The sequence below is a fragment of the Microbacterium profundi genome, from assembly GCF_000763375.1.
In the GTDB taxonomy this organism is placed as follows: domain Bacteria; phylum Actinomycetota; class Actinomycetes; order Actinomycetales; family Microbacteriaceae; genus Microbacterium; species Microbacterium profundi.
The window spans coordinates 1,983,109-2,008,721 of the sequence record NZ_JPSY01000001.1; the positions used below are offsets into that span (position 1 = coordinate 1,983,109).

General features: G+C 66.7%; 20 protein-coding genes, 1 tRNA gene and 1 pseudogene. 14 read left to right on the top strand and 8 right to left on the bottom strand.

The features are described from left to right. Positions 1-19: 19 nt before the first annotated feature. A complete protein-coding gene (locus JF52_RS0109480; RefSeq protein WP_033105935.1) occupies positions 20-1,786 on the top strand; it encodes a cation:proton antiporter in 1,767 nt (588 codons plus the stop codon). A gap of 99 nt (positions 1,787-1,885) precedes the next feature. Here JF52_RS0109480 and JF52_RS0109485 read toward each other — a convergent pair. Then, positions 1,886-2,830 (bottom strand): annotated as a pseudogene (locus JF52_RS0109485) (dicarboxylate/amino acid:cation symporter); the annotation flags it as partial. Between JF52_RS0109485 and JF52_RS17935 the strand changes: the two are divergent. Then, positions 2,805-3,302 (top strand): BRCT domain-containing protein, encoded by a 498-nt coding sequence (locus tag JF52_RS17935; protein WP_152594850.1) that lies wholly within the window; start codon positions 2,805-2,807, stop codon positions 3,300-3,302. The pseudogene JF52_RS0109485 and the gene JF52_RS17935 overlap by 26 nt on opposite strands. Before the next feature lie 35 nt (positions 3,303-3,337). On the opposite strand, the gene JF52_RS0109495 is transcribed toward JF52_RS17935, so the two are convergent. Next, complete coding sequence (locus JF52_RS0109495) at positions 3,338-3,787, bottom strand: TA system VapC family ribonuclease toxin (protein ID WP_033105937.1); 450 nt, start codon at positions 3,785-3,787, stop codon at positions 3,338-3,340. Next, positions 3,784-4,020: a DUF2191 domain-containing protein gene (locus JF52_RS0109500; RefSeq protein WP_033105938.1), complete on the bottom strand. Its 237-nt coding sequence runs from the start codon at positions 4,018-4,020 to the stop codon at positions 3,784-3,786. Before JF52_RS0109500 ends, JF52_RS0109495 begins: the two co-directional genes overlap by 4 nt. Positions 4,021-4,088: 68 nt before the next feature. Between JF52_RS0109500 and JF52_RS0109505 the strand changes: the two genes are divergently transcribed. Beyond that, positions 4,089-5,789 (top strand): HNH endonuclease signature motif containing protein, encoded by a 1,701-nt coding sequence (locus tag JF52_RS0109505; protein ID WP_033105939.1) that lies wholly within the window; start codon positions 4,089-4,091, stop codon positions 5,787-5,789. A 246-nt stretch (positions 5,790-6,035) separates the two neighbouring features. On the opposite strand, the gene JF52_RS0109510 is transcribed toward JF52_RS0109505, so the two are convergent. From JF52_RS0109510 to JF52_RS0109525, 4 genes are all read right to left on the bottom strand, one after another. After that, positions 6,036-7,391, bottom strand: a complete 1,356-nt coding sequence (locus tag JF52_RS0109510) for a hypothetical protein (protein ID WP_033105940.1) — start codon at positions 7,389-7,391, stop codon at positions 6,036-6,038. A 74-nt stretch (positions 7,392-7,465) separates the two neighbouring features. Beyond that, on the bottom strand, positions 7,466-9,349 hold the full coding sequence (locus JF52_RS0109515; RefSeq protein ID WP_033105941.1) for a hypothetical protein: 1,884 nt from the start codon (positions 9,347-9,349) through the stop codon (positions 7,466-7,468). Positions 9,350-9,397: 48 nt separating this feature from the next. Then, complete coding sequence (locus JF52_RS16935; RefSeq protein WP_084595794.1) at positions 9,398-9,472, bottom strand: helix-turn-helix domain-containing protein; 75 nt, start codon at positions 9,470-9,472, stop codon at positions 9,398-9,400. A gap of 260 nt (positions 9,473-9,732) precedes the next feature. Continuing rightward, complete coding sequence (locus JF52_RS0109525) at positions 9,733-10,023, bottom strand: hypothetical protein (RefSeq protein WP_152594851.1); 291 nt, start codon at positions 10,021-10,023, stop codon at positions 9,733-9,735. Positions 10,024-10,285: 262 nt separating this feature from the next. Here JF52_RS0109525 and JF52_RS0109530 point away from each other — a divergent pair, with 262 nt between their 5' ends. From JF52_RS0109530 to JF52_RS0109545, 4 genes are all read left to right on the top strand, one after another. Next, positions 10,286-12,814 carry an ATP-dependent Clp protease ATP-binding subunit gene (locus JF52_RS0109530; RefSeq protein WP_033105944.1) on the top strand — a complete coding sequence of 843 codons (2,529 nt, stop codon included), beginning with the start codon at positions 10,286-10,288 and terminating at the stop codon, positions 12,812-12,814. Between the two features lie 245 nt (positions 12,815-13,059). Next, positions 13,060-13,560: an amino-acid N-acetyltransferase gene (locus tag JF52_RS0109535; RefSeq protein WP_033105945.1), complete on the top strand. Its 501-nt coding sequence runs from the start codon at positions 13,060-13,062 to the stop codon at positions 13,558-13,560. After that, positions 13,560-14,210: a hypothetical protein gene (locus JF52_RS0109540; RefSeq protein WP_052166866.1), complete on the top strand. Its 651-nt coding sequence runs from the start codon at positions 13,560-13,562 to the stop codon at positions 14,208-14,210. Before JF52_RS0109535 ends, JF52_RS0109540 begins: the two co-directional genes overlap by 1 nt. Before the next feature lie 285 nt (positions 14,211-14,495). Beyond that, the gene (locus tag JF52_RS0109545) at positions 14,496-14,912 is read left to right on the top strand and encodes a hypothetical protein (RefSeq protein ID WP_033105946.1); all 417 of its coding nucleotides are present in this window, start codon (positions 14,496-14,498) and stop codon (positions 14,910-14,912) included. 181 nt (positions 14,913-15,093) lie between these two features. Here JF52_RS0109545 and radA read toward each other — a convergent pair whose 3' ends face one another. Continuing rightward, positions 15,094-16,476 (bottom strand): DNA repair protein RadA, encoded by a 1,383-nt coding sequence (radA, locus tag JF52_RS0109550; RefSeq protein ID WP_033105947.1) that lies wholly within the window; start codon positions 16,474-16,476, stop codon positions 15,094-15,096. Between the two features lie 224 nt (positions 16,477-16,700). On the opposite strand from radA, the gene JF52_RS0109555 reads away from it, so the two are divergent. The 7 genes from JF52_RS0109555 to JF52_RS0109585 all read left to right on the top strand — a co-directional run bounded on the left by JF52_RS0109555 (position 16,701) and on the right by JF52_RS0109585 (position 25,329). Beyond that, positions 16,701-18,113, top strand: coding sequence for a cytochrome ubiquinol oxidase subunit I (locus JF52_RS0109555; protein WP_033105948.1), 1,413 nt, complete (start codon positions 16,701-16,703; stop codon positions 18,111-18,113). 15 nt (positions 18,114-18,128) lie between these two features. Beyond that, entirely contained in the window at positions 18,129-19,169 is a 1,041-nt protein-coding gene (gene cydB / locus JF52_RS0109560) for a cytochrome d ubiquinol oxidase subunit II (protein ID WP_033105949.1), read from the top strand. Continuing rightward, entirely contained in the window at positions 19,166-21,010 is a 1,845-nt protein-coding gene (locus JF52_RS17800; protein ID WP_033105950.1) for an ABC transporter ATP-binding protein/permease, read from the top strand. The genes cydB and JF52_RS17800 overlap by 4 nt, the downstream gene beginning before the upstream one ends. Beyond that, a complete protein-coding gene (gene cydC / locus JF52_RS0109570) occupies positions 21,007-22,653 on the top strand; it encodes a thiol reductant ABC exporter subunit CydC (RefSeq protein WP_033105951.1) in 1,647 nt (548 codons plus the stop codon). The genes JF52_RS17800 and cydC overlap by 4 nt, the downstream gene beginning before the upstream one ends. A 272-nt stretch (positions 22,654-22,925) precedes the next feature. Beyond that, positions 22,926-23,015, top strand: a tRNA-Ser gene (locus JF52_RS0109575). A gap of 932 nt (positions 23,016-23,947) precedes the next feature. After that, positions 23,948-24,523, top strand: a complete 576-nt coding sequence (locus JF52_RS17265; protein ID WP_033105952.1) for a hypothetical protein — start codon at positions 23,948-23,950, stop codon at positions 24,521-24,523. Next, positions 24,520-25,329: a hypothetical protein gene (locus JF52_RS0109585; protein ID WP_052166960.1), complete on the top strand. Its 810-nt coding sequence runs from the start codon at positions 24,520-24,522 to the stop codon at positions 25,327-25,329. Before JF52_RS17265 ends, JF52_RS0109585 begins: the two co-directional genes overlap by 4 nt. Positions 25,330-25,613 lie beyond the last annotated feature (284 nt).

Below are 25,613 nucleotides of genomic sequence, written 5' to 3' on the forward strand. Positions count from 1 at the left end.
CATCGCTAACATTCAGCACATGGACGCCGAGATCTTCTATGTGCTTGTCGGTGCAGTCATAGTGGCGGCGATCGCTCGTTGGCGCGGCTGGCCCGCACCTCTACTCGTCACGGTCGTCGCGCTCGCGGCATCCTTCCTGCCGTTCATACCGGAGATCACGATCGACGGGCACGTGCTGCTCAATCTCGTGCTGCCTCCGCTGTTGTACTCCGCGGCGCTGGATGTGTCGTTCGTCGGGTTCAAGCGCAGCCTTCCGCAGATTCGCAGGCTCGGGATCTGGCTGGTGCTGCTCACCGCGCTCGTTGCCGGCCTCGTCGCCTGGCTCATCTTCCCTGCGCTCACGCTTCCCGGGGCGCTGTTGCTCGGCGCGATCGTCGCGCCTCCGGATGCCGTGTCCGCTGCCGCCATCGGTCGGAAGCTCGGGCTGCCGCGGCGCGTCATGACGGTGCTCTCGGGGGAGAGCCTCATCAACGACGCCACTTCGCTGACGCTGTACCGGGTGTTCGCGGCGATCATCGCCGGTGCGACGCTCACGGTGTGGGACGGCATCTGGCAGTTCGTGCTCGCGGTCGTGATCGGCGTCGTCGTAGGCCTCGTGTTCGGCGTCCTGCTGCACCAGTTGCGCATGCGCGTCGCCGACCCCGTCGTTATCGGCACGTTCGGGCTGCTGGTGCCGTTCGGGGCGTATGCGATCGCCGAGCACCTCGGCGGATCGGGCGTGCTGGCCGTCGTCGCGATGGGGCTGTATGTCGGATGCAACGCTCCTCGCACCGACTACACGACCAGGCAGCAGGAGGCGCCGCTGTGGCTGTCGGCGGATCTTCTGCTGGAGAGTTTCGTGTTCGCCTACATCGGGCTGCAGTTCCGGCGCGTGCTGGAGGATCTCGGCGATGAGTCGGTGGTGCGCATCCTGTGGCTCTCCGGCACCGTGCTGCTCGTCGTGCTGGTGGTGCGTCCGCTCTATATCTATCCGGCGCACGCGTTCGCGGTGTGGATGCAGCGACTACGGCTGAAACGGTGGGAGCGAGCGGTGGCGTCGGGGGAGTGGACGCGCCGCGAGCGACTCGACGATGAGCGACGAGAACGGTTCGCCGCCAGGCATCCGGATCGGGCGGCGAGACCGCCACGCAGATCGCAGACGGCCGACGAGATCCGTGTCAGGCTGACCGAGCCAGCGCTGGACTGGAAGGACAACGCCGTCATCTCGTGGGCTGGCATGCGCGGCGTGGTGACCCTGGCGACGGCGCTGGCCGCAGCGGACATCGCCGCACTTCCCACCGGCCCGTCGCACGCGATCGTCATCGTGGCGTTCATCGTCACAGTCGGCACCCTGCTGCTGCAGGGGCTCACTCTGCCGTTGCTGATCCGCCGCCTGGGTGTGGCGAGCGACGTCGATCACGAGGCGGATGTGCGCGCGCTCGCCTCAGTGCGCGCGCGCAGCAAGGAGGCGGGCAAGGCGTTCCTCGCCGAGCAGCGCAAGGTGTGGGAGCAGAAGTACGGCGAGATCGATCTGCGCACGTTCGACGCCTTCGCGGATCGGATGACCAGAGTCGAGACCGACACCGATCAGGCGCAGGAGGCGGAAGAGGCGGCTGCTCGTCCCTCGACCGAAGATCTGGTGGCGCTGTCACGAGGCTGGTTGCAGGTGCGGCGCGAAGTGCTCCTGGCGGAGCGCGATGCGGGGAACATCGACGAAGAGGTCATGCGGGAGCTGATCACCGCGATGGATGCCGAGGAGTTGGCGCTGGACACGCGAGGGGCGATGCGGCTTCCGGGGCGGGCGTAGCCTGGCTTCCGTCCGCCGGACGACGAGACCGATTTTGCGGCACGAGACATACCGTGGGAACGGAAGTCACGTGCCGAAAACTCGGTCTCGCAGGGCGGGTCAGCGGGTGGTGGCGGGCTCGCCTTCCACAGCGTCCTCGTCCGCGGCATCCTCGTCCGCGGCATCCTCGTCCGCGGCATCCTCGTCAGAGTCGTCCGCGAACGGCAGGCCTTCGCGCGGAGCGTTGTAGAGCTCCTCGTCGAGGATGCCCTCGCGCTTGGCGACGATCGTCGGCACCAGGGCCTGGCCGGCGACGTTGACCGCCGTGCGTCCCATGTCGATGATCGGGTCGATCGCCAGCAGCAGGCCGACGCCCTCGAGCGGCAGGCCGAGAGTCGACAGCGTCAGCGTGAGCATGACGGTCGCTCCGGTGGTGCCTGCGGTGGCGGCCGAGCCCAGGACCGAGACGAGCACGATCAGCAGGTACTGGATGAAGTTCAGTTCGATGCCGAAGAACTGTGCGACGAAGATCGCGGAGATCGCGGGGTAGATGGCCGCGCAGCCGTCCATCTTCGTGGTCGAGCCGAAGGGGACGGCGAAGGACGCGTACGAGGCGGGAACTCCGAGGTTCCGCTCGGTGACGCGCTCGGTGAGCGGAAGCGTGCCGATCGAGGAGCGGCTGACGAATCCGAGCTGCACAGCGGGCCACACGCCCGTGAAGTACTGCTTGATCGAGAGGCCGTGGACCCTGACGAGGATCGGGTAGACGACGAAGATCACCAGGGCGAGGCCGATGTAGACGGCGGCGGTGAACCACGCCAGCGAGGCGAGCTTCTCCCAGCCGTACTTGATCACGGCCGAGCCGATGAGGCCGAAGGTGCCGAGCGGAGCGATGCGGATGATCCACCACACGACGCGTTGGATGACCTTGAGCAGCGACTCGGTGAAGGCGAGGAACGGCTCGGCCTTCTTGCCGGCCTTGAGGGCGGCGATGCCGACGACGGCGGCCACGACGATCACCTGAAGGATGTTGAAGCTGATGCTGGATTCGACGGTGCCCGCATCCGCGTCGAACTCGGAAGCGATCGCGGACGGCGTCATCAGCCAGCAAGAACGCCGCGAGATCGCGCAGATCGCGACGATTCTGGATCAGCCGCCGGTGGAGCTTCCGGCTGCCCCTGTCATCGATGTCGTTCGCCCGACCAGTCAGGTCGGGGTGGCTGCGCAGAAGGCTCGTGGCGCTGGTGGCAGTGCGTCCGTGACGGCGGCTGAAGTGGACTTCACGCTTTCACCCGGCGCCCGCGTCGTGTTCACCGGAACGATGAGCAGGCCACGTGAAGAATGGGCGCGCGCTTTGGCGGATGCGGGGTTCGTCACAGGAAGTGTCACGAAGAACTGCGTCGCTCTCGTCGCAGAGGATCCCGCGACTCAGTCGGGCAAGGCCAAGACGGCGCGAGCGCACGGCATCCCGATCATCACCGAGGCCCAGTTCATCCCGGCATTCGAAGCGTTCATCGCACAGCGCCGCATATCCTGACGTTCGCGCGCGGGGTCTTGTCACAGGACGCGCACTCAGCGTCCAGCATCCGCCTTGCCGGGATCGAACCATTTCAACCCATCGAAACGCGCGAAGCCACGATCCCTGGTGGCCAGGCGTGCGCGATTGGCGAGGCAGAGCGCAGCGATATGCGCGTCGGCGACGAGGTTGCCGCGGACAGCGGCATCGTCGGACGCCAGCACGTCGAACTTCTCCCATGCAGACGAGCCCTGCTGCAACCAGTCGGTGTTCGGAGAATTGAGCAAGTGCCGCACATAAGACAGAGCTGCGTCTGCGGGGGCCGGCTCCGCGTATATCCGCGGGTGCGTCACGAGGCGCATGAAGCCGCTGAGAATCGTGTCGGCGACGCCGATGCGGTCCGTGCGCAACGCGCCGTTGAGCCAGCCGGCGTATGCGTCGTGGTCGGGCGCATCCGTGCGGAAGGCATAGACGAGCACATTGACGTCGGGGACGAAGAGCGTCATGCGCTCTTGTCCAACGCGTCCCAGACTGCGTCCTTGTCATCGAGGTCGACGAGGCTCCCGGGTGCCTTCGGCGTATAAGTGGGCAGGGGGATGGGGGACGCATCTGGCGCTTCGCGCGCGAGGTGCTCCCGAAGCGCCTCTTCGAGGAAGCTCGTGAACGTGCGGCCTTCGGTCGCTGCGCGCGACTTCGCTTCGCGCGCGAGAGCGTCGGAAAGGTTGAGCGTGGTGCGCATACAGATCATCATACGTCGCAAAAACAGATGTCTGCCTCCAATGTCCGTGGCCCCTGAGAGTATGAAGTATGGCAAATTTCACCGAGATCGCGGAGCTGATCCCCACCCTGCGTGGGCACCTCTCCGACGACTCGTGTGCCGATGATGTGCTCGCCGCGATCGGCCGGATGACGGATGCTGAGGTCGTCGCCATTCTCGAAGAAGTGGTGCACGGCGCAAAGCTGTTCGAGCAGATCAAGCTCAGCGCCATCGGCGTCGGGGCTGCTCGGTCCGCCCGAGAGCGCGGACATTCCGGGCTTGCGCAATCACGCGGACACCGTTCCATGGTCGAGCTCGTACGACACATCACCGGTTCCACCAGGGGTGACGCCGCTCGCGAGGTGCGCGTGGGAGCCGCGCTGCTCGAGCACGGGCCGGAAGTAGAGGACGAGTGGGGTGCCGACGGAGCGGGGTCGGAGGGTGCTGGGGATGCTGGGGCAGAAGACTCAGGCAATTGCGATTCCGACCGCGACGGAGCCGCCGGTGGCGGTACTGATGGTTCGACCGGCGCGGGCGACGCGCCTGGAGCAGATCAAAATGGTGCGGGCGATTCTCAGGCCGACGGTTTCGATTGGGGGACCGGCGCAGGAGAGCCACGAGGCGGCTCGGCCGACTCGCGATCCCCGAAGCCTGCCGCGCCGTGGCATGAACCGCTGCACGTCGCACTGCGTACCCAGGTGATCACCGCGTCACAGTTCGACGCGATCCGCGGCGGGCTCGGCGAACCGCCGGCGACTGCTGCCGGTGATCCGACAGCCGCCAGGCAAGCGCGTGAGGCATGGACTTGCGCCGCAGAGCACCTCATCGACGAAGCGAGCCAGCGCACGGTGGAAGAACTCCGCAGCGCCGCGCGTGCGCTGCGCGATCAGCTTGACCCCGAGGGAGCGGAAGCACGCTTCCTGGCGCAGTACGAGGCGCGCTCTTTCCGCATCTACCGTGACGCCGAGGGCCGCAAGCGCGGCAGCGTTGTGTTCGACGAGGAGAGCGGCGCATTCGTCGAGGCGTTCATCAATGCCGCGATGCGTCCGCGCCGTGGAGGACCGCGCTTCGTCGACTCCGAGGAGAAGGCCAAAGCGGCTGAACTCGTCGACGACCAGCGCACGAACGATCAGCTGACGTTCGACCTGATCATGGACGTGCTCCGTGCCGGGGTGCTCGCCGACGCCGCAAGCGTCTTCGGCACGCGCCAGGCTGGAGTGCGACTCGTGCAGGCCGTCGCCGCCGACGGAAGCCGCGCCCCGATCGTGCACACTGAAGACGGCTTGGTCACCATGCCGGCCTCGATCGGCGATCAGCGCATGTGCGAGAGCGGATTCGTGCCGGTCACCGTCGATTCGTGCGGGAACCCGCTCGATGTCGGCCGTGAGCAGCGCCTGTTCACGCCCAAACAGCGCATCTCGCTGGCGATTCGAGACGGCGGATGCCGGTGGCAAGGGTGCGATCGACCCGCCTCCTACTGCGAAGCCCATCACATCGACGAATGGGCCAAGGATCACGGGCGGACTGACATCGATCGTGGCATTCTGCTGTGCCGATATCACCACATGACTCTGCACAACGGCGGATGGTGGATCACCCGAGACGGCAAGGGCGACTTCGTGTTGCACCATCCGGGTGGAGAAGAATTCGTGCTCAAGCCGAGGTTGGTCCTTGCATACACGTACGCCCAAGCGTGGCCGGGTTTCGGCGCCGACCCGCCACCGAAACGGTTCCGCCCGGCGGCGGCGTGAGCACGTTGCGGCGAACCCGCCGGGATGCTGTCGGAGAGTCGCGGGGGTGGCGGAGAAGCCGCCGGTACGTTGTCGGGAAGCAGCCCGGGACACTACCGAGATCACCGCGAGATCACCGCGAGATCACCGCGAGATCAACGACGATACCGAGAAGTCACCGACACCACCGACACCACCGAGAACTACCGACAACCACCGAAAACTACCGAGGAGATGGCGCCGATCCCACTGAGTCAGCTCCTTCGCCTAGATCAGCTTCGCCTTCCGGAACGCCGCGATGCACGTCGGCCGACGACGATTCTGCTCGACCACCTGGCTCAGGAACACCGTGAACTCGGCCTCGTGATCTGCACCGGCCGACTGCGCGACATGCCGCATCCGCTTCAGTATCTCGGCGGCCGAACGGTAGTTGCGCTTGTCCGTCACTACCAGGGTCTGCTGCAAGATGGCGCGATACACGGGCAGCGTATCGGCTGGCCTGGTCGCCGATCTGTACTTGCACAGGTTCAGCCATACATCGGCGGCCTCGGTCGGATCGATGCGTGCCGTGGCGAAATCCCACGCCTGGTCGCCCCGATCTTCAGCGAGCAGATAGCGCACGAACCCACGCGGATCATTCAGCGACAGCTTCTCCTCGGCATCCGGCCGCTCGTCCTCCCAGACGCCGGCGTGCGAGGCGGTCTCGCGCAGCGCATCGAACGCCGTCCACTGCGTGAACCGCGCAAACCAGCTGCGGCGCAGAGTCACGGCTTCATCCGCGGCGCTACGGGTGACAGCATCCTCGACCAGGAGATCGATGAGCGTGCGGTCCCAGCCTCGGCTGTCGAGCCGCACGCCCATCTGCGCATATGCGACGGCATCCTCATGCAACCCGGCCTCGTCGAGATCGGCGACGAGGCTCTTGGCGACCAGCGCGTTCGTGGGCTCACCCCCGGATGCGGCGACGATCGCATCGCGGTCGCGATCGAGCACCGCCAACCGCCGGAGGGGGTACCCGCCGGACTCGCCGAGGTCGATTCCGGCGATCGCCTTACGGTATTGCGCGACGCTCGTGGCGCTGAGCCCGGGCGCGTAGGCGACGATGTCCGGATCGAAGAAGTCCTGCGTGCCGCCATAGCGGTACTTGACGATCCACTTCACCAGGCGCGTCTGCTCGGGTTGCGTCAAGGCAGGAGATGCTGAGCGCACAGCCGTGGCATGCGCGTCGAGCAGTGTCCGTACCAGGTCGCCCTGCAGTCCGGAGGAATCGTCAGACTTCAGAATCGCCCGCGTCGTCAGCGTGATCGCCCGCTCGATGACCGGGATCAGCGCCGGCGTCGCCTGCGCGGCCTGGTCGCTGAGCAGCTGCACAGTGTCGTACGCATTCGAGGCGTAATGATTTGCCTGGTAGTAGTCGTAGAACCGGCGAGTCGGTGCGAGATCGCGATTGACGATCGCGAGCAGGTCACCGGGATCGTCGGAGGCCGCAGCACGACGCGTCTCGAGCCAGTCGGCGAGACCGGCGACGTCGCGCGCGGCGAGATCGAGCAGCGAGCGGATGTCGTCTTCGTCGAGCGCGCCGAGCCAATCGTGCAGCGGGGAGAGCGGGGTGGGAGATGCCATCTTCCTATGCTCTCAGGCGGAATGACCGTCGCGCTTCGGCCGCCGGAAGAATCTTGGCGAGCCGTCGACGACGCTCACTCTCCGCCTTCTCCGTCCAGGTCATCCGAATCATCCAGGTCATCCGAATCATCCAGGTCGTCCAGCGCATCCATCACGACCATCGACGTCACCAGGCCGCGCGCGACGATGCCGCGCAACGGCTCGGGAACGATGAACGATTCGCCGTCCGCGTTCTCTACGACGATCCCGAGCGCCGCGAGTCCCCGCATCCGCCCGTGCACTGCCGCGGTCATGAAGCCATCCGTGTCCTCATCGACGAAGTCCTCCGCGAACTCGGGCGACAGCGCCAAGACCAGTTCGTGCAGCAGATCCGCTGCGGTGATCTGCTCGAATCTGCTGGCTGCCGCGTCGGGGTTGACGATCTCGTTCAGGAACATTCCGATCACCTTCTCGGCGTCGTCGAACGGCGGCTCCTGCCCGGACCGCCACCGCTCGGCGGCCGCACCGGGCCGCACCCGCGTCGCCGTGACCTCGATCAACTCGCTAATCTGCAGAGCTCCCCACCACGCGCGCAGTTCGGGCAGCTCACCCATCGACAGCACGCGGCGCGGCCCGTCGGCGGCGATGTCATCGGCCACGCGAGCAACCCCCACGGCGTCGATGCCGATCAGGCGGGCGATGTCCGCGATGTCGGCTCGTCGCACTGAGCCGGCGGGCGTGACCGGCCGGCTCATCCCGATCCAGGTCAGCAGGTCGGTGACGGCGTTGACGATCGGCAGTGCCAGATATGCGGCCATCCGATCGGCGACGGGAATCCGCTGTGCGGCACTGAGCGCCTCTTCGAAGGGATTCGGACCCACTGGACCGAGCTCGTCGAGGGCATCCTCGATCGTCGTGTGGGCCTCAGCCCACGCCGCGGCATCGTGGCCGTCCAGGCGGAAGTGCACGTAGAGGTGCAGTACGTCGAACTGATCGAAGAGGATGTCGTCCGCGGCATCCCCGTCGGGGCCTTCCTCTCCCTCGGAGGCTTCGAAGAGCACGTCCACGATCTCATCGAAGTCGTCAGGGGTGCTCAGATCGAGTCCCAGCACGCGCATGGCGGTCAGGATCTCCTCGAACTGCGAGAGCTGTTCGGACATCGTGCTGGCGGCTTCCGGGCTCTCCTCGAGCCAGCGGCTGAACTCCCGCAGCAGGTGCCGGTCCCTGAAATCCACAGGCGTGGCGGGTGGGACGGGCTTCACGAACGCGGATCCGGCGGTGCGAGCGGCGCCGGTGTCCTCGGTCTGCGGAGCAGGCGCGCCATCGAGCATCCGCTCGGCGACTCCGTCCAGCAGTTCGCCCGCGGCTTCGGCGACGGCGATCAGGGATGCTGCGACGACGAGCGCCCCACCCTCCAGCGTGCTCAGCCCGCGGTGACGGCGGATCAGCCCGTCGACGGCGTCGAATGCCCGGCCCTTTCGTGCGAGCGGGAGCAGATCGGATGCCGCGGCGCGGGACTGCTTGCGGTGCCACGCGGGCACGGGTACGCGCGGCAACGCCGCAAGGGCGCCGCCGTCGGCGTACCAATCGTCGATCAGGCCGAGGCTGACACCGGTCACCTGCGAAACGGATGGCGATGTTCCGTCCGCCTCGGGCGGTACGCGTTCGATGATCGCTTGCGCACGAGCATCGTCGCCGTCGGCGATCGCTGCGGTGAAGGCGCGAAGGACGCCGAGCGACCGGCGGCGGTCTGCGCCCACAGGGGTGAGCAGGCTCAGGTTGTAGCGCTCGATCGCTCTTTCCATCGCGGCGTTGATGGTCGCGATATCGTCGCCGTCGAGATCATCGAGATCGACTCCGTCGGCCTTCAGCAGCGGGGTGATCTCTTGAAGCAGATCGGCCGCCATTCCCGGTCGATGGGCCACGCCCGCCTTGGCCAGCAGTGCTCGGAACTCGGGATCGTCGAATGAAGGGGCCATGCGGCGAGGATAGCGCGATGAGCCGTTCGATTCGAAGGCGGATCGTCGCTACGTCAGCACGAGCAACTCGCCCACCTCGCAGTCGAGCGCATCGCAGATCGCGCGCAGCGTGGAGTATCGGATCGCACGAAGCTGCGGGAGTCACACAAGGCCCTCCGTGTCCTTCTGCAGTCGCTGACCTAACTCGAAGGCTGCCGCCACCAGTGCCAGGCCTAGCGCCCATCCCACCGGCGCGAGATCGAGGTTGAGGATCCACAACGAGACGCCTTCGTACGAAGGATCAGCTTCGTTGCCACCGGCCGTGACCAGTTGGGCGCCCAGGTACTCAACGACTGAGGTCCGTGCTGCACTTGCGAAAATCTGGGCGCCGACTCCTGACACCATCACGACGAGTGCGGCTGACCCCGCCACGTGCGTGAGGGAACGAACGAACCGTCGCCATGCAGCAGCAGTGACAACCAGAACACGGCGGTGCAGATCGCGATCACCGCCAACGCGGGTAGTGCGATCTCTGCATACATCAGCCAAGGTGTGCCGACGGGCAGCCCGAAGACAGTGAGCCAGACCGTCTCGTATCCAGCATCGACGATAGGGTCGGTTTTCTGGGCGAACGCGGGCACCTCGGCGTTTCCGACGACGAATCCGCGCACGACCGCCGGATCGGATGAGAACACCGACGTTCCGAACACGAGTGCTGATACGGCGCCGACCGACTTCGAACGCGGTCGCCAGGAGTGCGAACGCGGCAGTCGCCAGAACGGGAACCATCGACCGCCGAAACGCCTGCTGCCGGATCAGCGACAGTCGCTCTCACCGCGCTATGCCGACGGCGAACACGGGCTTACCAGGCCCGATCGCTCGTTACTCTCGATGTACAGGCGCTGAAGAGCCGTCTGGCGTCAGTGCATTCGCCCCGTGCGAACCAAGGAGTTGACAATGTTCGAGAGATTCACCGACCGTGCCCGTCGTGTCGTCGTCCTCGCCCAAGAAGAGGCGAAGATGCTCAACCACAACTACATCGGCACCGAGCACATCCTGCTCGGCCTCATCCACGAGGGCGAAGGCGTCGCAGCCAAGGCCCTCGAGAGCCTCGGCATCTCCCTCGACGCCGTGCGCGAGCAGGTGCAGGACATCATCGGCCAGGGTCAGCAGCAGCCGACCGGCCACATCCCGTTCACGCCGCGCGCCAAGAAGGTGCTCGAGCTGAGCCTGCGCGAAGCGCTGCAGCTCGGCCACAACTACATCGGCACCGAGCACATCCTGCTCGGCCTCATCCGCGAGGGCGAAGGCGTCGCCGCTCAGGTGCTCGTCAAGCTCGGCGCAGACCTCAACAAGGTGCGCCAGCAGGTCATCCAGCTGCTCTCCGGCGCTCCGGGCCGCGAGCCCGCAGCTGTCGGCGCGACCACGAACGACAGCCAGCAGGCCGCCCAGGGCGGATCTGCCGTGCTCGACCAGTTCGGCCGCAACCTCACTCAGGCTGCCCGCGACAACAAGCTCGACCCGGTGATCGGGCGCGAGAAGGAGATCGAGCGGGTCATGCAGATCCTCTCCCGCCGCTCCAAGAACAACCCCGTGCTGATCGGTGAGCCGGGCGTCGGAAAGACCGCCGTCGTCGAAGGTCTCGCCCAGGCGATCGTCAAGGGCGACGTCCCAGAGACTCTGAAGGACAAGCAGCTCTACTCGCTCGATCTCGGCTCGCTCATCGCCGGATCCCGCTACCGCGGTGACTTCGAAGAACGCCTGAAGAAGGTCACCAAGGAGATCCGCACACGCGGCGACATCATCGTCTTCATCGACGAGATCCACACCCTCGTGGGTGCGGGTGCTGCCGAGGGCGCGATCGACGCGGCCAGCATCCTGAAGCCGCTCCTCGCCCGTGGCGAGCTGCAGACGATCGGCGCCACCACGCTCGACGAGTACCGCAAGCACTTCGAGAAGGATGCTGCGCTCGAGCGCCGCTTCCAGTCGATCCAGGTCGCCGAGCCGAGCCTGCCCCACACGATCAACATCCTCAAGGGGCTGCGCGACCGCTACGAAGCGCACCACAAGGTGCAGATCACCGACGGCGCGATCGTCGCAGCATCCAACCTCGCCGACCGCTACGTCGCCGACCGCTTCCTGCCGGACAAGGCCATCGACCTGATCGACGAGGCCGGCGCCCGCCTTCGTCTGAGCATCCTGTCCAGCCCGCCCGAGCTGCGCGAATTCGACGACAAGATCGCCGCCGTTCGCGAGCAGAAGGAAGCGGCATCCGAGGAGCAGGACTTCGAGAAGGCCGCATCGCTGCGCGACGAGGAGAAGAGTCTCCTCGCCGAGCGCCTGCGCCTCGAGAAGCAGTGGCGCTCCGGCGACGTCGCGACCGCAGCAGTGGTCGACGAGGGTCTGATCGCCGAGGTGCTCGCACAGGCCACCGGCATCCCGGTGTTCAAGCTGACGGAAGAAGAGTCCAGTCGACTCGTCTTCATGGAGAAGGCGCTGCACCAGCGCGTCGTCGGGCAGGAAGAGGCCATCGCGGCGCTCTCCCGCACGATCCGTCGCCAGCGCGCAGGCCTCAAGGACCCCAAGCGCCCCTCCGGCTCGTTCATCTTCGCCGGCCCGACCGGTGTCGGAAAGACCGAGCTCGCCAAGGCGCTCGCCGAGTTCCTGTTCGATGACGAGGGCGCACTGATCTCGCTCGACATGAGCGAGTTCGGCGAGAAGCACACCGTCTCGCGGCTGTTCGGTGCCCCTCCTGGGTTCGTCGGCTTCGAAGAGGGCGGCCAGCTCACCGAGAAGGTGCGCCGCAAGCCGTTCAGTGTCGTGCTGTTCGACGAGATCGAGAAGGCGCACCCCGACATCTTCAACTCGCTGCTGCAGATCCTCGAAGAGGGCCGGCTCACCGACGGCCAGGGTCGCGTGGTGGACTTCAAGAACACGGTCATCATCATGACGACTAACCTCGGATCGTCCGCGATCGCCGGCGGCCCGGTGGGCTTCCAGATCGAGGGCAACGCGCAGACGAGCTACGAGCGGATGAAGGGCAAGGTCGACGAAGAGCTCAAGCGGCACTTCAAGCCCGAGTTCCTCAACCGTGTCGACGACGTCATCGTCTTCCCGCAGCTGTCCAAGCCCGAGCTCGTGCAGATCGTCGATCTGTTCGTCAAGCGCCTCAGCGACCGCCTGCTCGACCGCGATATGACAGTGGAGCTGTCGCAGTCGGCCAAGGAGCGCCTCATCGAGATCGGCTTCGACCCGGCACTCGGTGCTCGCCCGCTGCGTCGTGCGATGCAGCGTGAGATTGAGGACCAGCTGTCGGAGAAGATCCTGCACGGTGAGCTGAACTCCGGCGACCACGTGAAGGTGGACGCTGCGGACGGCAAGTTCCAGTTCGAGACCGGCCCTCGTGGTGAGAAGGTCTCGGTCGGCATCAACACCGGCGGCGCGATCACCTCGAGCCCCGACCTGGCGGCCGCCTCGGGCGAGTGATGCTTCGACAGGCTCAGCGAGCCTGAGGACAGAAGGGCGGATGCTTCGGCATCCGCCCTTCTTCGTATCTGTGCACGGGGGTCAGGGTGGCGGGAAAACCCAGACGACCTGGCGTGTCCGCGGCGAGCCGTCCCCGCACACGCCGAGGCGGGCCGTGTTCGTCTGTGTTTTCCGGCGGATCGAGGTCGGCGGGCACCCAGCGCGCGAATACCGACCAAGAGGCTTAGCGAGTTTAGGGTGGAGAGGTGAGCGAGTACACCGTCCGGCCGGCGCGCAGTGCCGACATCCTCGGCATCCATCGACTGCTGGAGCCGCTGGTCGATCGACGCATCCTCCTCGGCAAGGACCTCGCCGTGCTCTATGGCGCTGTGCAGGAGTTCGTCGTCGCCGAGCGCGACGGTGAACTCATCGGATGCGGTGCGCTGCACGTCATGTGGGAGGACCTCGGCGAGGTGCGCACCCTGATCGTGCGCGAGGACTGGCTGCACCACGGCGTCGGTCGTGCACTGGTCGAGGGGCTCGAGGAGCGCGCGGTCGCGCTGGGACTGCAGCGACTGTTCTGCCTCACTTTCGAAGTCGACTTCTTCACCCGTCGCGGGTTCTCGCAGATCGGCGAACAGGTCGTAGACCCCGACGTCTACTCCCAGCTGCTGCGCAGCCCGGACGAGGGTGTCGCAGAGTTCCTCGATCTCGCCCACGTGAAGCCGAACACGCTCGGCAACACGCGCATGCTGAAGAACCTGTGATGGCCGGGCGCCCGAGAACAGCGGCCGTGTACCGGCGGCGGCGATTCGCCATCTTCGGTGGCCTGATCCTGCTGATCCTCGCGATAGCCGCCGGCGTCTGGCTCGCCATCGCACAGCCGTGGACGGATGCCGGGGCCGAGCCTGCACCCACATCCACGTCCACCCCGGGCTCGACGCCGACGGACACCCCGGCGACGGACACCCCGTCGCCGGAGCCCACCGCCGAAGAGCCGGCGACCGCTGTGCCGTGCCAGGCGCGCGATGTCACCGTCGAGGCAGTGACGGATGCCGAGACCTATCCCTCGGGCGTGCTCCCTCAGCTCTCCATCTCGCTGACGAACAAGGGCGACTCGGACTGCACGATCGATGTCGGATCTACGACCCAGGTGTTCACGGTGTCGAGCGGCAGTGACACGTGGTGGCGTTCCACGGATTGCCAGCAGGACCCCAGCAGCATGGTCGTCACGCTCGCCGCGGGGCAGACCGTGACGAGCGCCACGCCGGTGCAGTGGGACCGCACGCGCTCCGACGTCGCGACGTGCGATCAGGAGAATCGTCCCCGTGCTCCCGGCGGAGGAGCCTCGTACCACGTGGCGGTGTCTATCGGCGGCTTCGAGGCTGTCGCGACGCGGCAGATCCTGCTCTACTGAGCGCGCTCGTCGATATCGGATGCGACGGCACTGATCGCATTTCGCAGAACGCGTGCACACAGAGCGCGTGACTTTGGGATACCATTGGAGCAACTCTCGAGATCTTCGGTGCAAGCCATCCCCAGTGGCGTCGGTTACAGCGTCCCCAGCGCTTCGACATTTCACCGTTCGAGAGTTCGAGGGCCCTTTCGAATACTCCAGTCCCCACTGGACTACTCGAAAGGGCCCCAATCGTTTCCACCCCATCCGACTCTGCCCGCCGTGTTCAGTCTCTAGGCTGGATGCATGGCAGCGAAGAAGTCGAAGAGTGCGGGCAGGAAGCCGGCACCGGAGGAGTTCCGCTCCGAAGCGCTCGCGCAGGCGCTCGAGAAGCAGGACATGGCAGCCGTGGCGCTTGCGCTGCGAAACGGGATCACGGTCGTGCCGTTGCTGAGGTCGGGGGACCGCGACAACCCGCTCGACGGCGGCGAGGTCTGGACCTACCGCGATGCGGCCACCGGAGACGTCGCGCTCCTACTGTTCAGCGATGCCAAGAACAAGCCGGCGAACCTGCCTCCTGGCGTGGGCATCTACTCGCCGCAGTGGCTGCACGGATTCTTGACCACGCACAGCGACACGATCACGACGGTGTTCCTCGACATCGCGGGGCCGCATCCGATGCAGGCATCGCCGCACGAACTGCTGGCCGCACTCGACGCCTGACGAGGGGCATCGCTCGTTACGTTTCGACTCGCTGCGCTCGCTCAACGCGTTTCGGCGCGCTCCCATCGCTCGTTACGTTTCGACTCGCTGGCGCTCGCTCAACGCGTTTCGTCTCGCTCCGCTCGCTCAACGACCCGCCGGTGTAGCCGAAAGGTAGCCGAAGGAGAGACGAGGCCGCGCGTCAGAACGGCGGAGCGTCGACCTCGCGCTGCCGCTTCGCAGGATGCGACGACCGACTGCGCGACTTCACGTCGTTCAGCGCAGCATCCAGTGATTTCGACCGCTCATCGAACACCTGGTCGTATCCGAGCCTCTTCGCCTCGGAGCGCCGCTGCGCGGCCTGGGTCACTGCGCGCACCTCGCCGGCGAGGCTGAGCTCACCGACCGCGGCGACCGTGCGCGGCACGGAGAACTGCTGGATCGCCCCCGCCACTGCGATCGCGATGGCCAGGTCTGCTGCAGGTTCGGTGAACCGCACGCCGCCGACCGTGGACACGTAGACGTCGAGCTTTCCGGTGGGGATGCGACCGCGCTTCTCGAGGATCGCCAGCACCATCGCCACACGCGCCGAATCCAGTCCTGACACCACGCGACGGGGATTCGGTGCGGTGGACTCGACCGTGAGCGCCTGCACCTCGACGGGCAGGGCGCGCCGGCCCTCCATCGAGATCGCGACGCACGTGCCGGGTTCGGTCGAACCGTGGCCGAGGAACAGCCCGCTCGGGTCTGGCACCTCTGCGATCCCGTCGCCGGTCATCTCGAAGCACCCCACCTCATCGGTGGGGCCGAACCGGTTCTTGAGCGCGCGGATGAACCGCAGCGCGGTCTGACGATCTCCCTCGAAGTGGCAGACGACGTCGACGAGGTGCTCGAGGATGCGCGGGCCGGCGACCTGCCCGTCTTTCGTGACGTGGCCGACGATGATGATCGGAAGGCTCCGCTCCTTCGCCACCCGGATGAGCGTCGCCGCGACCTCGCGCACCTGACTGGGCTGGCCGGCCGCTCCGTCGGACAGGGACGATGACACGGTCTGCACCGAGTCGATGATCACGAGCTGCGGCTTCACCTCGTCGATGTGGCCGAGGATCGTGGCGAGGTCGGTCTCGCTCGCGAGATACAGCTCGTCGTGCAGCGCACCGGTGCGTTCGGCGCGCAGCCGCACCTGCGCCTGGGACTCCTCTGCGCTCGCGTACAGCACGCGCCGACCGCCGCGCGCAGCCTGGGCCGCGACCTCGAGCAGCAAAGTGGACTTGCCGACGCCTGGTTCTCCGCTGAGCAGGATCGCCGCTCCAGGAACGATGCCGCCGCCGAGAACGCGGTCGAACTCTCCGACGCCGCTCGAACGACGAGGCGTGTCGACCGTGCTGATCTGGGTGATGGGGCGCGCAGCGCGATCCGCTCCAGGCGCGAGCGGCGTCATCTGACGAAGGATGCCGGTCTTCGCCGCCTGTTCCTGCACGGTGCCCCATTGCTGGCACTCGCCGCAGCGACCGACCCACTTCGACGTGGTCCACCCGCACTCGGTGCACACGAAAGCTGCAGGGGCGGGACGACGGGTTGCCATGTCTACAGGCTAGCCGCGGCATCCGACACCGACGTTCGCCACGTATCGATACCTCGCCGCTATCGACGGCATACGACATCCCTATCGCCCAGAGGCCCATTCCGCCCACATGCGGAACGGGTGCGCGGGATACTGGAATCAACGCCAACGACGTCTCATCTGCGGGCCGCTTCCGGCCCACTCCCGGGTGCATGCGGTGCACCTTCGAGAGAAGGAGTCCTCCCATGGAGTGGCTTGATCCACTGGTTCTATCCCGATGGCAGTTCGGTCTGACGACGATCTACCACTACCTGTTCGTGCCCCTCACGATCGGTATGGCCGTCTCGGCCGCGATCTTCCAGACTGCGTGGGTGCGCAGCGGCAAGATCCACTATCTGCACCTGACGCGGTTCTTCGGGAAGATCTTCCTGATCAACTTCGCGATGGGCGTCGTCACGGGGATCGTGCAGGAGTTCCAGTTCGGCATGAACTGGTCTGACTACTCGCGCTTCGTCGGCGACGTCTTCGGCGCCCCGCTCGCGTTCGAAGGACTGCTGGCCTTCTTCTTCGAGGCCACGTTCATCGGTCTGTGGATCTTCGGCTGGGACAAGCTGCCGCAGAAGCTGCACCTGGCCACCATCTGGTGCGTCTCGATCGGCAGCGTCCTGTCGGCGTACTTCATCATCGCAGCCAACTCGTTCATGCAGAACCCGGTCGGCTATGAGTACAACCCGGTGACGAACCGCGCCGAGCTCGTCGACATCTGGGCGCTGCTGACGAACCCGGTCGCCCTCGCGGCGTTCCCGCACACGATCTTCGGCGCGTTCATGTTCGCCGCCGGTGTCATCATCTCGGTGTCGGCGTGGCACCTCATGCGCGGTCAGCACACCGACACGATGCGCATCTCGCTGAAGTTCGGTCTGTGGGGCATGCTCGTGGCCACCGCAGGCGTCGCGCTCACCGGCGACCAACTCGGGCTCGCGATGTACGACGCGCAGCCCATGAAGATGGCAGCGGCCGAGGCCACCTTCGACACGGTCTGCGGGGCCGACGCCTCGTTCAGCCTGTTCACGCTCGGCACGCCTGACGGCAGCTCGGAGCTGTTCTCGATCCGCGTGCCCTACCTGCTGTCGCTGTTGTCGACGCAGACGCTCGACGCCTGCATCGACGGCATCAACGACCTCAACGCCCAGTACGCCGTGCAGTATGCAGACCTCGGCATCGACAACTTCACCCCTGTGCTGTGGATCACGTACTGGGCGTTCCGCTGGATGATCGGTCTCGGCATGCTGCACGCGTTCATCGCGCTGGTCGGCCTGTGGGTCACGCGCAAGGGCGCCAAGAAGCCTCCGGCGAAGTGGATGTGGAAGCTTGCGATCTGGTCGTACCCGCTCGCCCTGCTCGCGAACATCGTCGGCTGGGTCTTCACCGAGATGGGACGCCAGCCCTGGATCGTGTTCGGGTTGATGAGCACGCGCGACGGCGTCTCGCCAGGCACGTCGGGGCTCGAGGTGCTGATCTCACTGATCGCGTTCACAGCGATCTACGCCACGCTCGCTGTCGTCGAGGTGCGCCTGATCATCCGCGCGGCCCAGAAGGGGCCGGACACCACCGAGACCCATGACGAGGCGGCACCCGCGCCGTCGGCCGTGTACTGATCGAAAGGACGCGAAATGGATCTCGCCACACTCTGGTTCGGCATCATCGCCTTCCTCTTCGTCGGCTACTTCGTGCTCGACGGCTTCGACTTCGGCGTCGGCATGTCGCTGCCGTTCCTCGGCGGTTTCGGAAAACGCGCCGACGACGTGACGCGCCGGCAGATCATCAACACCATCGGCCCGGTCTGGGACCTCAACGAGACCTGGCTGATCGTCGCCGGCGCCTGCCTGTTCGCCTCGTTCCCCGAATGGTACGCCTCGCTGTTCAGCGGCTTCTACCTGCCGCTGCTGCTCATCCTGCTCACCCTCATCATGCGCGGCGTCTCGTTCGAGTACCGCCACCAGCGCGACGGGCTGAAGTGGAAGCAGGGCTTCGACCGCATGATCATGATCGGCTCGGCCGTCCCGGCGTTCCTCTGGGGCGTCGCGTTCGCGAACATCGTGCAGGGCGTCGCTCTCGACGAGCGGCGTGTGTACATCGGGACGGTGTTCGACCTGCTGAACCCGTACGCCCTGCTCGGCGGCCTCGTGACGCTGCTGCTGTTCTTCACGCACGGTGTCACGTTCATAGCTCTCAAGACCGACGGTCAGCTGCGTACGGATGCCAGGCGACTCGCCTTCCGCGCAGGTATCGTGACGCTCGTCGTCGCGGCGGTGTTCCTGGTGTGGACGGTGACCGCGCACTTCTCGCTTGCGGTGCTGGTGCTGGCCGCGCTCGCCGCGGTGTCGCTGGTGCTGTCGATCGTGTCGAACCTGCGCGGCCGCGAGGGCTGGGCGTTCGGATTCGGTGCGGCCACCACGCTGTTCGCCGTCGTGATGCTGTTCGCGGCGCTGTTCCCGAACGTGATGCCGTCGACGATCGACCCCGCATACAGCCTCACGATCGCGAACGCGTCGAGCAGCCAGTACACGCTCACGATCATGAGCTGGACGGCTCTGGTCGCCCTGCCCCTGGTGCTGCTGTACCAGGGCTGGACATACTGGGTGTTCCGCAAGCGCGTCACTCGCGCATCGATCGAGGGGGCTGCGTCTGAAGGGGAGGCGGCGCACGCGTGAAACCCGTCGATCCGAGGCTGCTGCGGTACGCCGGCGCCGCGCGGGGCTTCTTCGTCCTCGCCGCGGTGATCGGCGTGCTGCAGACGGCAGTCGTCATCGCGTTCGCGTGGTTCCTGACGGATGCCGTCACCGGCGCCCTGGCCGGTCGTTCTGTCGTGGGGTCGCTGGTCTGGCTGCTCGGACTCGCGCTGCTGCGCGGCGCGCTGATCGCGGCATCCGACGCCGCCGGTACGGCCGCCGCTGCCCGTACCGGCATGCAGCTGCGGTCGGCGTTGATCAGCGCCGTGCGCCGGCTCGGACCGGGGTGGCTGGCACAGCGCAACCAGGCGTCTCTCGCCGTCACGGCAGGGCATGGGCTGGAAGCGCTGGACACCTACTTCTCGCGTTATCTGCCGCAACTCGTGCTGACCGTCATCGCGACGCCGGTGATCGTGCTTGTGATGTGGTGGCGGGATTGGCCGAGCGGGCTGATCGCGACGATCACGCTGCCGCTGATCCCGCTGTTCCTCGTCCTCATCGGCATCGCCACCCGCACCGTCCAGCGCAAGCAGTGGCAGACGCTGCAGCATCTCGCCGCGCGCTTCGCCGACACAGTGCAGGGGCTCGCGACCCTGCGTCTGTTCGGCCGCGACCGACGGGCCGCGGCGCAGATCGAGACGACAGCGGATCAGTACCGGCGCGAGACGATGAAGGTGCTGCGGTTCTCGTTCCTCTCCGGCTTCGCGATGGAGCTGCTCGCCTCCCTCGCCGTGGCCCTCGTCGCCGTCACGGTGGGATTCCGGCTGCTCGCGGGGGAGATGCCGCTCGAGATCGGGCTGTTCGTGCTGCTGCTCGCGCCCGAGGCGTTCCTGCCGATCCGGCAGGTCGGGGTGCAGTTCCACGCCGCTTCCGAGGGTGTGGCGGCGACCGAGGACGTGTTCGAGGTGCTGGATGCTGCTCATGACAATGAGGTTTCGGCTCGCCTTCGGCTCGCTCAACCCGTTTCGTCTCGCTTCGCTCGCTCAACGACCCGCGTAGAGATGGACTCCACACGGCGGGGCGTTGAGCGGAGGAGCGCAGCCCCGGAGACGAAAGGGGTTGAGCGAGCGCAGCGAGTCGAAGCCGCCATCCAGGCCGAAGCCGCCATCCAGGCCGAAGCCGCAGCCCAGGCCGAAGCGGCCATCCAGGCCGAAGCCGCCGCCCCAACCGGGTCAGCCACCCAGGTCGAACCCGCTACTCTGCATGTCGTCGGCCTCCGTGTCCGCGACCTCCCACCCGTCTCTTTCGAGGCGCACCCCGGCACGGTCACCCTCGTCGAAGGCCCGAGCGGCTCCGGGAAGTCCAGCCTGTTCGCAGCCCTGCGCGGCGCGGCGGATTTCGACGGCACCGCGCTGTTCGCGGGCGACGACGTCCGCACCCTCGCCCCCTCTGACTGGCTCGCATGGGCCGGGCAGGCGCCTGGGCTGATGCAGGGCACGATCGCCTCGAACGTGGCGCTGGGCGACGCGGACCCGGATGCCGACGGCATCCGCCATGCCCTCGACGCCGCGTGCGCGGCCGATCTCGACCCGACCCAGGAACTCGGAGTGCAGGGGAGCGGGCTGTCCGGCGGGCAGGCGCAGCGCGTCGCCGTCGCGCGGGCCCTGTACCGGCACGGAATCGACCCAGCGCGGGTGCTCGCGCTGGATGAGCCCTCGAGTGCGCTGGATGCCGACACCGAGGCCCGGCTCTGGGCAGCGCTGCGTGACCGAGCGGATGCCGGAGCTACGGTGCTGCTCGTCTCCCACCGCCACACGGCTCGTAGCATCGCGGATCAGATCGTGACGGTGCCGGCAAGGTCACGGCTGGAGGTGCGGGTATGACGAACCTCCGCGACATCCTCGGCCTCGCGCAGCCGCCCGTACGCCGCTTCCTGCCCGGGCTGAGCTGGGGCGTGCTCTCGGCTGCGGCCGCGGTGAGCCTGCTCGCGGTCAGCGGCTGGCTGATCGTCAGCGCCTCGATCGTCGACTCGCTGGTGCCGCTGTCGGTCGCAGTGGTCGGCGTGCGCTTCTTCGCTGTCTCGCGTGCGGTGTTCCGGTATCTGGAGCGCCTCTCGGGTCATGATGCGGCGCTGCGCCAGCTGGCCGCGACGCGCTCCGACATGGTGCGCCGGCTCATCCCGCTCTCACCCGCGGGCCTCGGGAAGACCGATCGCGGACAGGTGCTCTCGGCGCTCGTCGACGATGTCGAGAACCTGCAGAACCTGCCGCTGCGCGTGGTGCAGCCGCTCGCCGTGACGGGCGTCGTCGCCGTCGGCGCGGTGGTCTTCGTCGCGTTCGTGTCGCCGTCGGCCGCCCTCACGCTTGCAGCGTGCCTCGCTGCGGCGGCGCTGGTCGCGATCGGACTCGGATGGGTGTTCGGGGCGCGAGCGGAGCAGCAGCTGTCATCGCTGCGCGCCGAGCTCTCGGCATCCGTCGTGGACTACTTCGGCAGCCTCGACGTGCTGCTCGCCTACGGCGCCGAGCCTGAGGCTCGCATGCGCGTCGAGCGCGCGGACGGCGCGCTTCGGCGCGCTGTCACCCGCGCGTCTCTGGCGCAGGCGGTCGCCGCTGGCGTCGTGTCGGTGCTCGCCGGGGTGGCGTCGGTGTGGGCGATCGCCGTCGCCGCCCCTGGTCTGACGACCGGCGCGATCGACGGACCCTGGCTCGCGGTCGTCGTGCTCGTGCCGATGGTGGTCTTCGAGGTGTTCGGCGCCGTGCCGATCGCGGCGTCGTCATGGCGCAGCGTGCGGGCGAGCGCCCAGCGCATCGTCGACGTGCTGCCCTCGTCGGTGCCGATGGAACTGCGATCGGATGCCGGGACGGACGCGGCCCCGACAAGCACGGCGCTGCGCCTGCACGACGTCACGGCATCCTGGCCGGGTGGCGCGCCGGCGCTGCGCGGAGCGTCGCTCGATCTCGCGGCCGGTGAGCGCGTGCTCGTGTCGGGGCCGAGCGGGGCAGGCAAGAGCTCGCTCGCGGCGGTGCTGGTCGGATTCCTCCGCTCAGAAGGCGAGTACACGATCGGCGGGACGGATGCTGCGGCGCTCTCCGGCCCTGCCCTTCGGCGCATCGTCGGTCTGTGCGAGCAGAGCCCGCAGCTGTTCGACGAGGACATCCGCCAGAATCTGCTGTTCGCGCGCGATGCCGCGACCGACGACGAGCTGCTCGCCGTGCTCGATCGGGTCGGCCTCGGCGCCTGGGTGCAGGAGCGCGGCGGCCTGGATGCGCGCGTCGGCGACAGGGGTGCACTGGTGTCGGGCGGTCAGGCGCAGCGCATCGCACTCGCCAGGGCGCTGCTGCGCGGATTCCCTGTTCTCGTGCTGGATGAGCCGACCGCGGGGGTGGACCCAGAGGCATCCGATGCCCTGCTGCGCGATCTGCTCGGCGCGGCGGGGGAGCAGTCGGTGCTGCTGATCTCGCACGTCGAGCCGCCTGCAGGAACTGTCGACAGGGTCGTGCGGATCGAGGGCGGCCGCACGGTCTGATCGGTGATCTGCGGAGGTTCGCCGGGGCACGAGTTCACCCCGGGAGGTGTCGCGATGTGCCGCATCGCTCGTGCGGATGCGGCCAAGGGGACCACCTCGTGCGAATGCCGCGACGGGGGTCGCTGCGGCCTGGTGAGCGGCCGGCGGGCCGCGAGACCGACTTTGCAGCACGAGACCGAGTCACGCACGCTATGTCTCGTGCCGCAGACTCGGTCTCGTGCCCTGAACGCGCCGATTCGCGCCGCAGCCCGTCGTCGCGTAAACTCTTCCGCGGTGACGTGTCCGAGCGGCCGAAGGTGCAACACTCGAAATGTTGTGTAGGTTCACCCCTACCGTGGGTTCAAATCCCACCGTCACCGCCAGAAAAACCCCTGTTTATCAGGGGTTTTTCCATGTCTGCGCCGCGAAGGTCGCACAGTTTGCCCACATTCTGTTTGAGATTCAGACTGGGATCCGGCTCGAGTGTGGGGCGTCGGTGATGCGCGCGGGCGAGCGAGCGGTGCCTCAGGCCCGCGTGATTCCGCGGACGACGTGGCTACTGCCGGGCCGGACACAGTGCACCTCGACGCGTGGTGACGGTGGGTAGCTGCCTCACAGTCAGTAGTGATCTCCCGCTCGGGGGTGGGCCTATCGCTCGCTATCGGAGATCGCGACGCGCGCCAGTCAGTCGATCACGACTCGCGTGTCGACGCGCCCCGTTGCATGGGCGCTGTCTCGCGATATGATGTTCGGGTAACTGCACGATTCCGTTAACAACGGAACAGCGGGATATACCGAAAAGAAGTGTGACATGCCCGATCAAGTACCGGCCTCACAGGCTCAGCTCGTTCGTCGTGCTGTCGGATTGATCCGAGATCGGCTTCCGTCGGGCTGGCATGCCTCTGAACCTGGCGGGGGAGCTGCGGGCGCGGATGCGGCGTTTGTGATCTCGGCGGCGGACGGGCGTGAAGTGCGTGTCGAGATCGAAGCTAAGCAAGGGGCGTTGGTCAGTCGGCAAGCACAGGTGCTGGCGCAGGAACTTCTTACGCGTGCATCCGGGTCGGGTTCGATTCCGCTTCTTGTTGCGCGGTATCTCTCACCCCAGGTCAGGGAGCAGTTGCAGACCGCCGGGGTCTCGTACGTGGATGCGACGGGAAACCTGATGCTCTCTGCGGTGAGTCCAGGAGTTTTTCTCGCTGATCGGGGTGCAGCGAAGGATCCATGGCGTGGCGTGGGGCGTCCACGTGGCACGCTCAAAGGTGACCCGGCCGCCCTCGTTGTGCGGGCACTGCTTGATTCTGCGCGGCCTTGGCGCGTGCGCGACCTCGTCGAATCGTCGGGGGCGTCTACCGGGGCGACCTATCGGGTTCTGGAGTACCTCGACCGGGAGGGGCTCGCCGGCCGCAACGACGACGGTCTGTGGGATGTGCATGATTGGCAGCGTCTGCTCCGTTCCTGGGCGGGCGATTACTCATTCCTCACGGAGAACGTGGTCAGTCGATTCATCGCACCACGAGGACTGGCTGCGTTTCGCGGTGTCCTGACGCAGTCGGAGGCTTCATATGCGGTGACCGGTGCGGCCGCATCCGAGGAATGGACATCGGTCGCGCCGACCAGATCCATGTTCGTGTACGTCGAGGATGCGCCTCTTGGCGCCGAGGCGTGGGGGCTCCGCCCCACGGATGCGGGAGTGAACGTGATCCTCCTGGAGCCGCGCAAACCCAACTCGGTGGCGTTCGTGGGTACGGGGGTGCTCGACGACGGTGTGCGGAGGGCAGCACCAGTGCAGGTCGCCGCCGATCTGCTGAACGGGCCGGGGCGTGACCCGCAGGAGGGGGAGGAGCTTTTGCGTTGGATGGCGGAGAACGAGACGGCATGGAGGCTTCCGTGAACATCGAAACCGTACGCGCTCGTACCGTGCTCTTGGACGCACTCGAGGCGCTGGGTGGGCACCTCCCATCAATCATCCTGGTCGGCGCACAGGCGATCTATCGGCGCACAGGTGCTGCCGAGGTCGCGCTGGCTGAGTTCACCACGGATGCGGACCTCGTGATCGATCCGCGGTCACTCTCGCCGAACCCGTTGATCGAGGACGCGATGACGGTCGCTGGGTTCGTGCGTGACCCGTCGAACATCAATCCCGGAACCTGGATCTCGCGCGATGGCATTCCCGTTGACTTGATGGTGCCGGACCAAGTGGCGGGCAAGGGCCGGCGTGGAGTCACTGTCGGCCCGCACGATCGAGGATCAATGCGTCGCACGGTCGGGTTGGAAGCGACCCTCGTGGATAACGGAATTCTCAGCGTCGCGGGTCTTGCGGACAACGACGGTCGGCGAATAGACGTGCGCGTCGCAGGTACAGCCGGGCTGCTCGTCGCCAAGCTCCACAAGGTGAGCGAACGACTGGAGACGCCACGCCGACGGGACGACAAAGACGCGCATGACATCTACCGGATTCTCGTCGCGATAAGCACTGAGGATCTGGTCGATACTTTCCGTGTACTGCTCAATGATGTCGTTTCTGAAGCCGTGACATCGGACGCTCTATCCATGCTCGAGCGAGTGTTCGCGTCCGGGCCGGAGGCGCCGGGGTCCACTATGGCTGGCCGGGCAGAGCACGCCATAGGTGACCCCGAACAGGTGAGCCTCGCGGTGAGCATTCTTGCTGCGGATCTGATGAAAGCGCTCGATCGCTGAGTTGACCGGACGATGATCTCGCACGTGGCGACTGTGCAAGCGAATCGAACGATCCGCTTTCCCCCATTTCACCCACGAACGTATGAGATCGAGATGGAGTGAAGAAGGTTTTGGAGGGGGAAGGACAGGGCTGAAGCCTTGGAATTCCGGCGTTCTGGACTGGACGCGATCCAAGTGGGCGTCAGCGATTCGGGTTCAAATCCCACCGTCACCTCCATTTTGGCCCGGATCGACTTCCTCTTGGCGGTTTCGATCCGGCTCATTCCTTTTGGTTCGGTCTCGTT

Coding starts and splice junctions, on each gene's coding strand:
- cydC (WP_033105951.1), top strand. CDS start 21,007: ATGACGAACCTCCGCGACATCCTCGGCCTCGCGCAGCCGCCCGTACGC.
- cydB (WP_033105949.1), top strand. CDS start 18,129: ATGGATCTCGCCACACTCTGGTTCGGCATCATCGCCTTCCTCTTCGTC.
- JF52_RS0109495 (WP_033105937.1), bottom strand. CDS start 3,787: ATGACGCTCTTCGTCCCCGACGTCAATGTGCTCGTCTATGCCTTCCGC.
- JF52_RS0109555 (WP_033105948.1), top strand. CDS start 16,701: ATGGAGTGGCTTGATCCACTGGTTCTATCCCGATGGCAGTTCGGTCTG.
- JF52_RS0109515 (WP_033105941.1), bottom strand. CDS start 9,349: ATGGCCCCTTCATTCGACGATCCCGAGTTCCGAGCACTGCTGGCCAAG.
- JF52_RS0109510 (WP_033105940.1), bottom strand. CDS start 7,391: ATGGCATCTCCCACCCCGCTCTCCCCGCTGCACGATTGGCTCGGCGCG.
- JF52_RS0109505 (WP_033105939.1), top strand. CDS start 4,089: ATGGCAAATTTCACCGAGATCGCGGAGCTGATCCCCACCCTGCGTGGG.
- JF52_RS0109530 (WP_033105944.1), top strand. CDS start 10,286: ATGTTCGAGAGATTCACCGACCGTGCCCGTCGTGTCGTCGTCCTCGCC.
- JF52_RS0109540 (WP_052166866.1), top strand. CDS start 13,560: ATGGCCGGGCGCCCGAGAACAGCGGCCGTGTACCGGCGGCGGCGATTC.
- JF52_RS0109545 (WP_033105946.1), top strand. CDS start 14,496: ATGGCAGCGAAGAAGTCGAAGAGTGCGGGCAGGAAGCCGGCACCGGAG.
- radA (WP_033105947.1), bottom strand. CDS start 16,476: ATGGCAACCCGTCGTCCCGCCCCTGCAGCTTTCGTGTGCACCGAGTGC.
- JF52_RS17935 (WP_152594850.1), top strand. CDS start 2,805: ATGCTGGATTCGACGGTGCCCGCATCCGCGTCGAACTCGGAAGCGATC.
- JF52_RS0109500 (WP_033105938.1), bottom strand. CDS start 4,020: ATGCGCACCACGCTCAACCTTTCCGACGCTCTCGCGCGCGAAGCGAAG.
- JF52_RS0109480 (WP_033105935.1), top strand. CDS start 20: ATGGACGCCGAGATCTTCTATGTGCTTGTCGGTGCAGTCATAGTGGCG.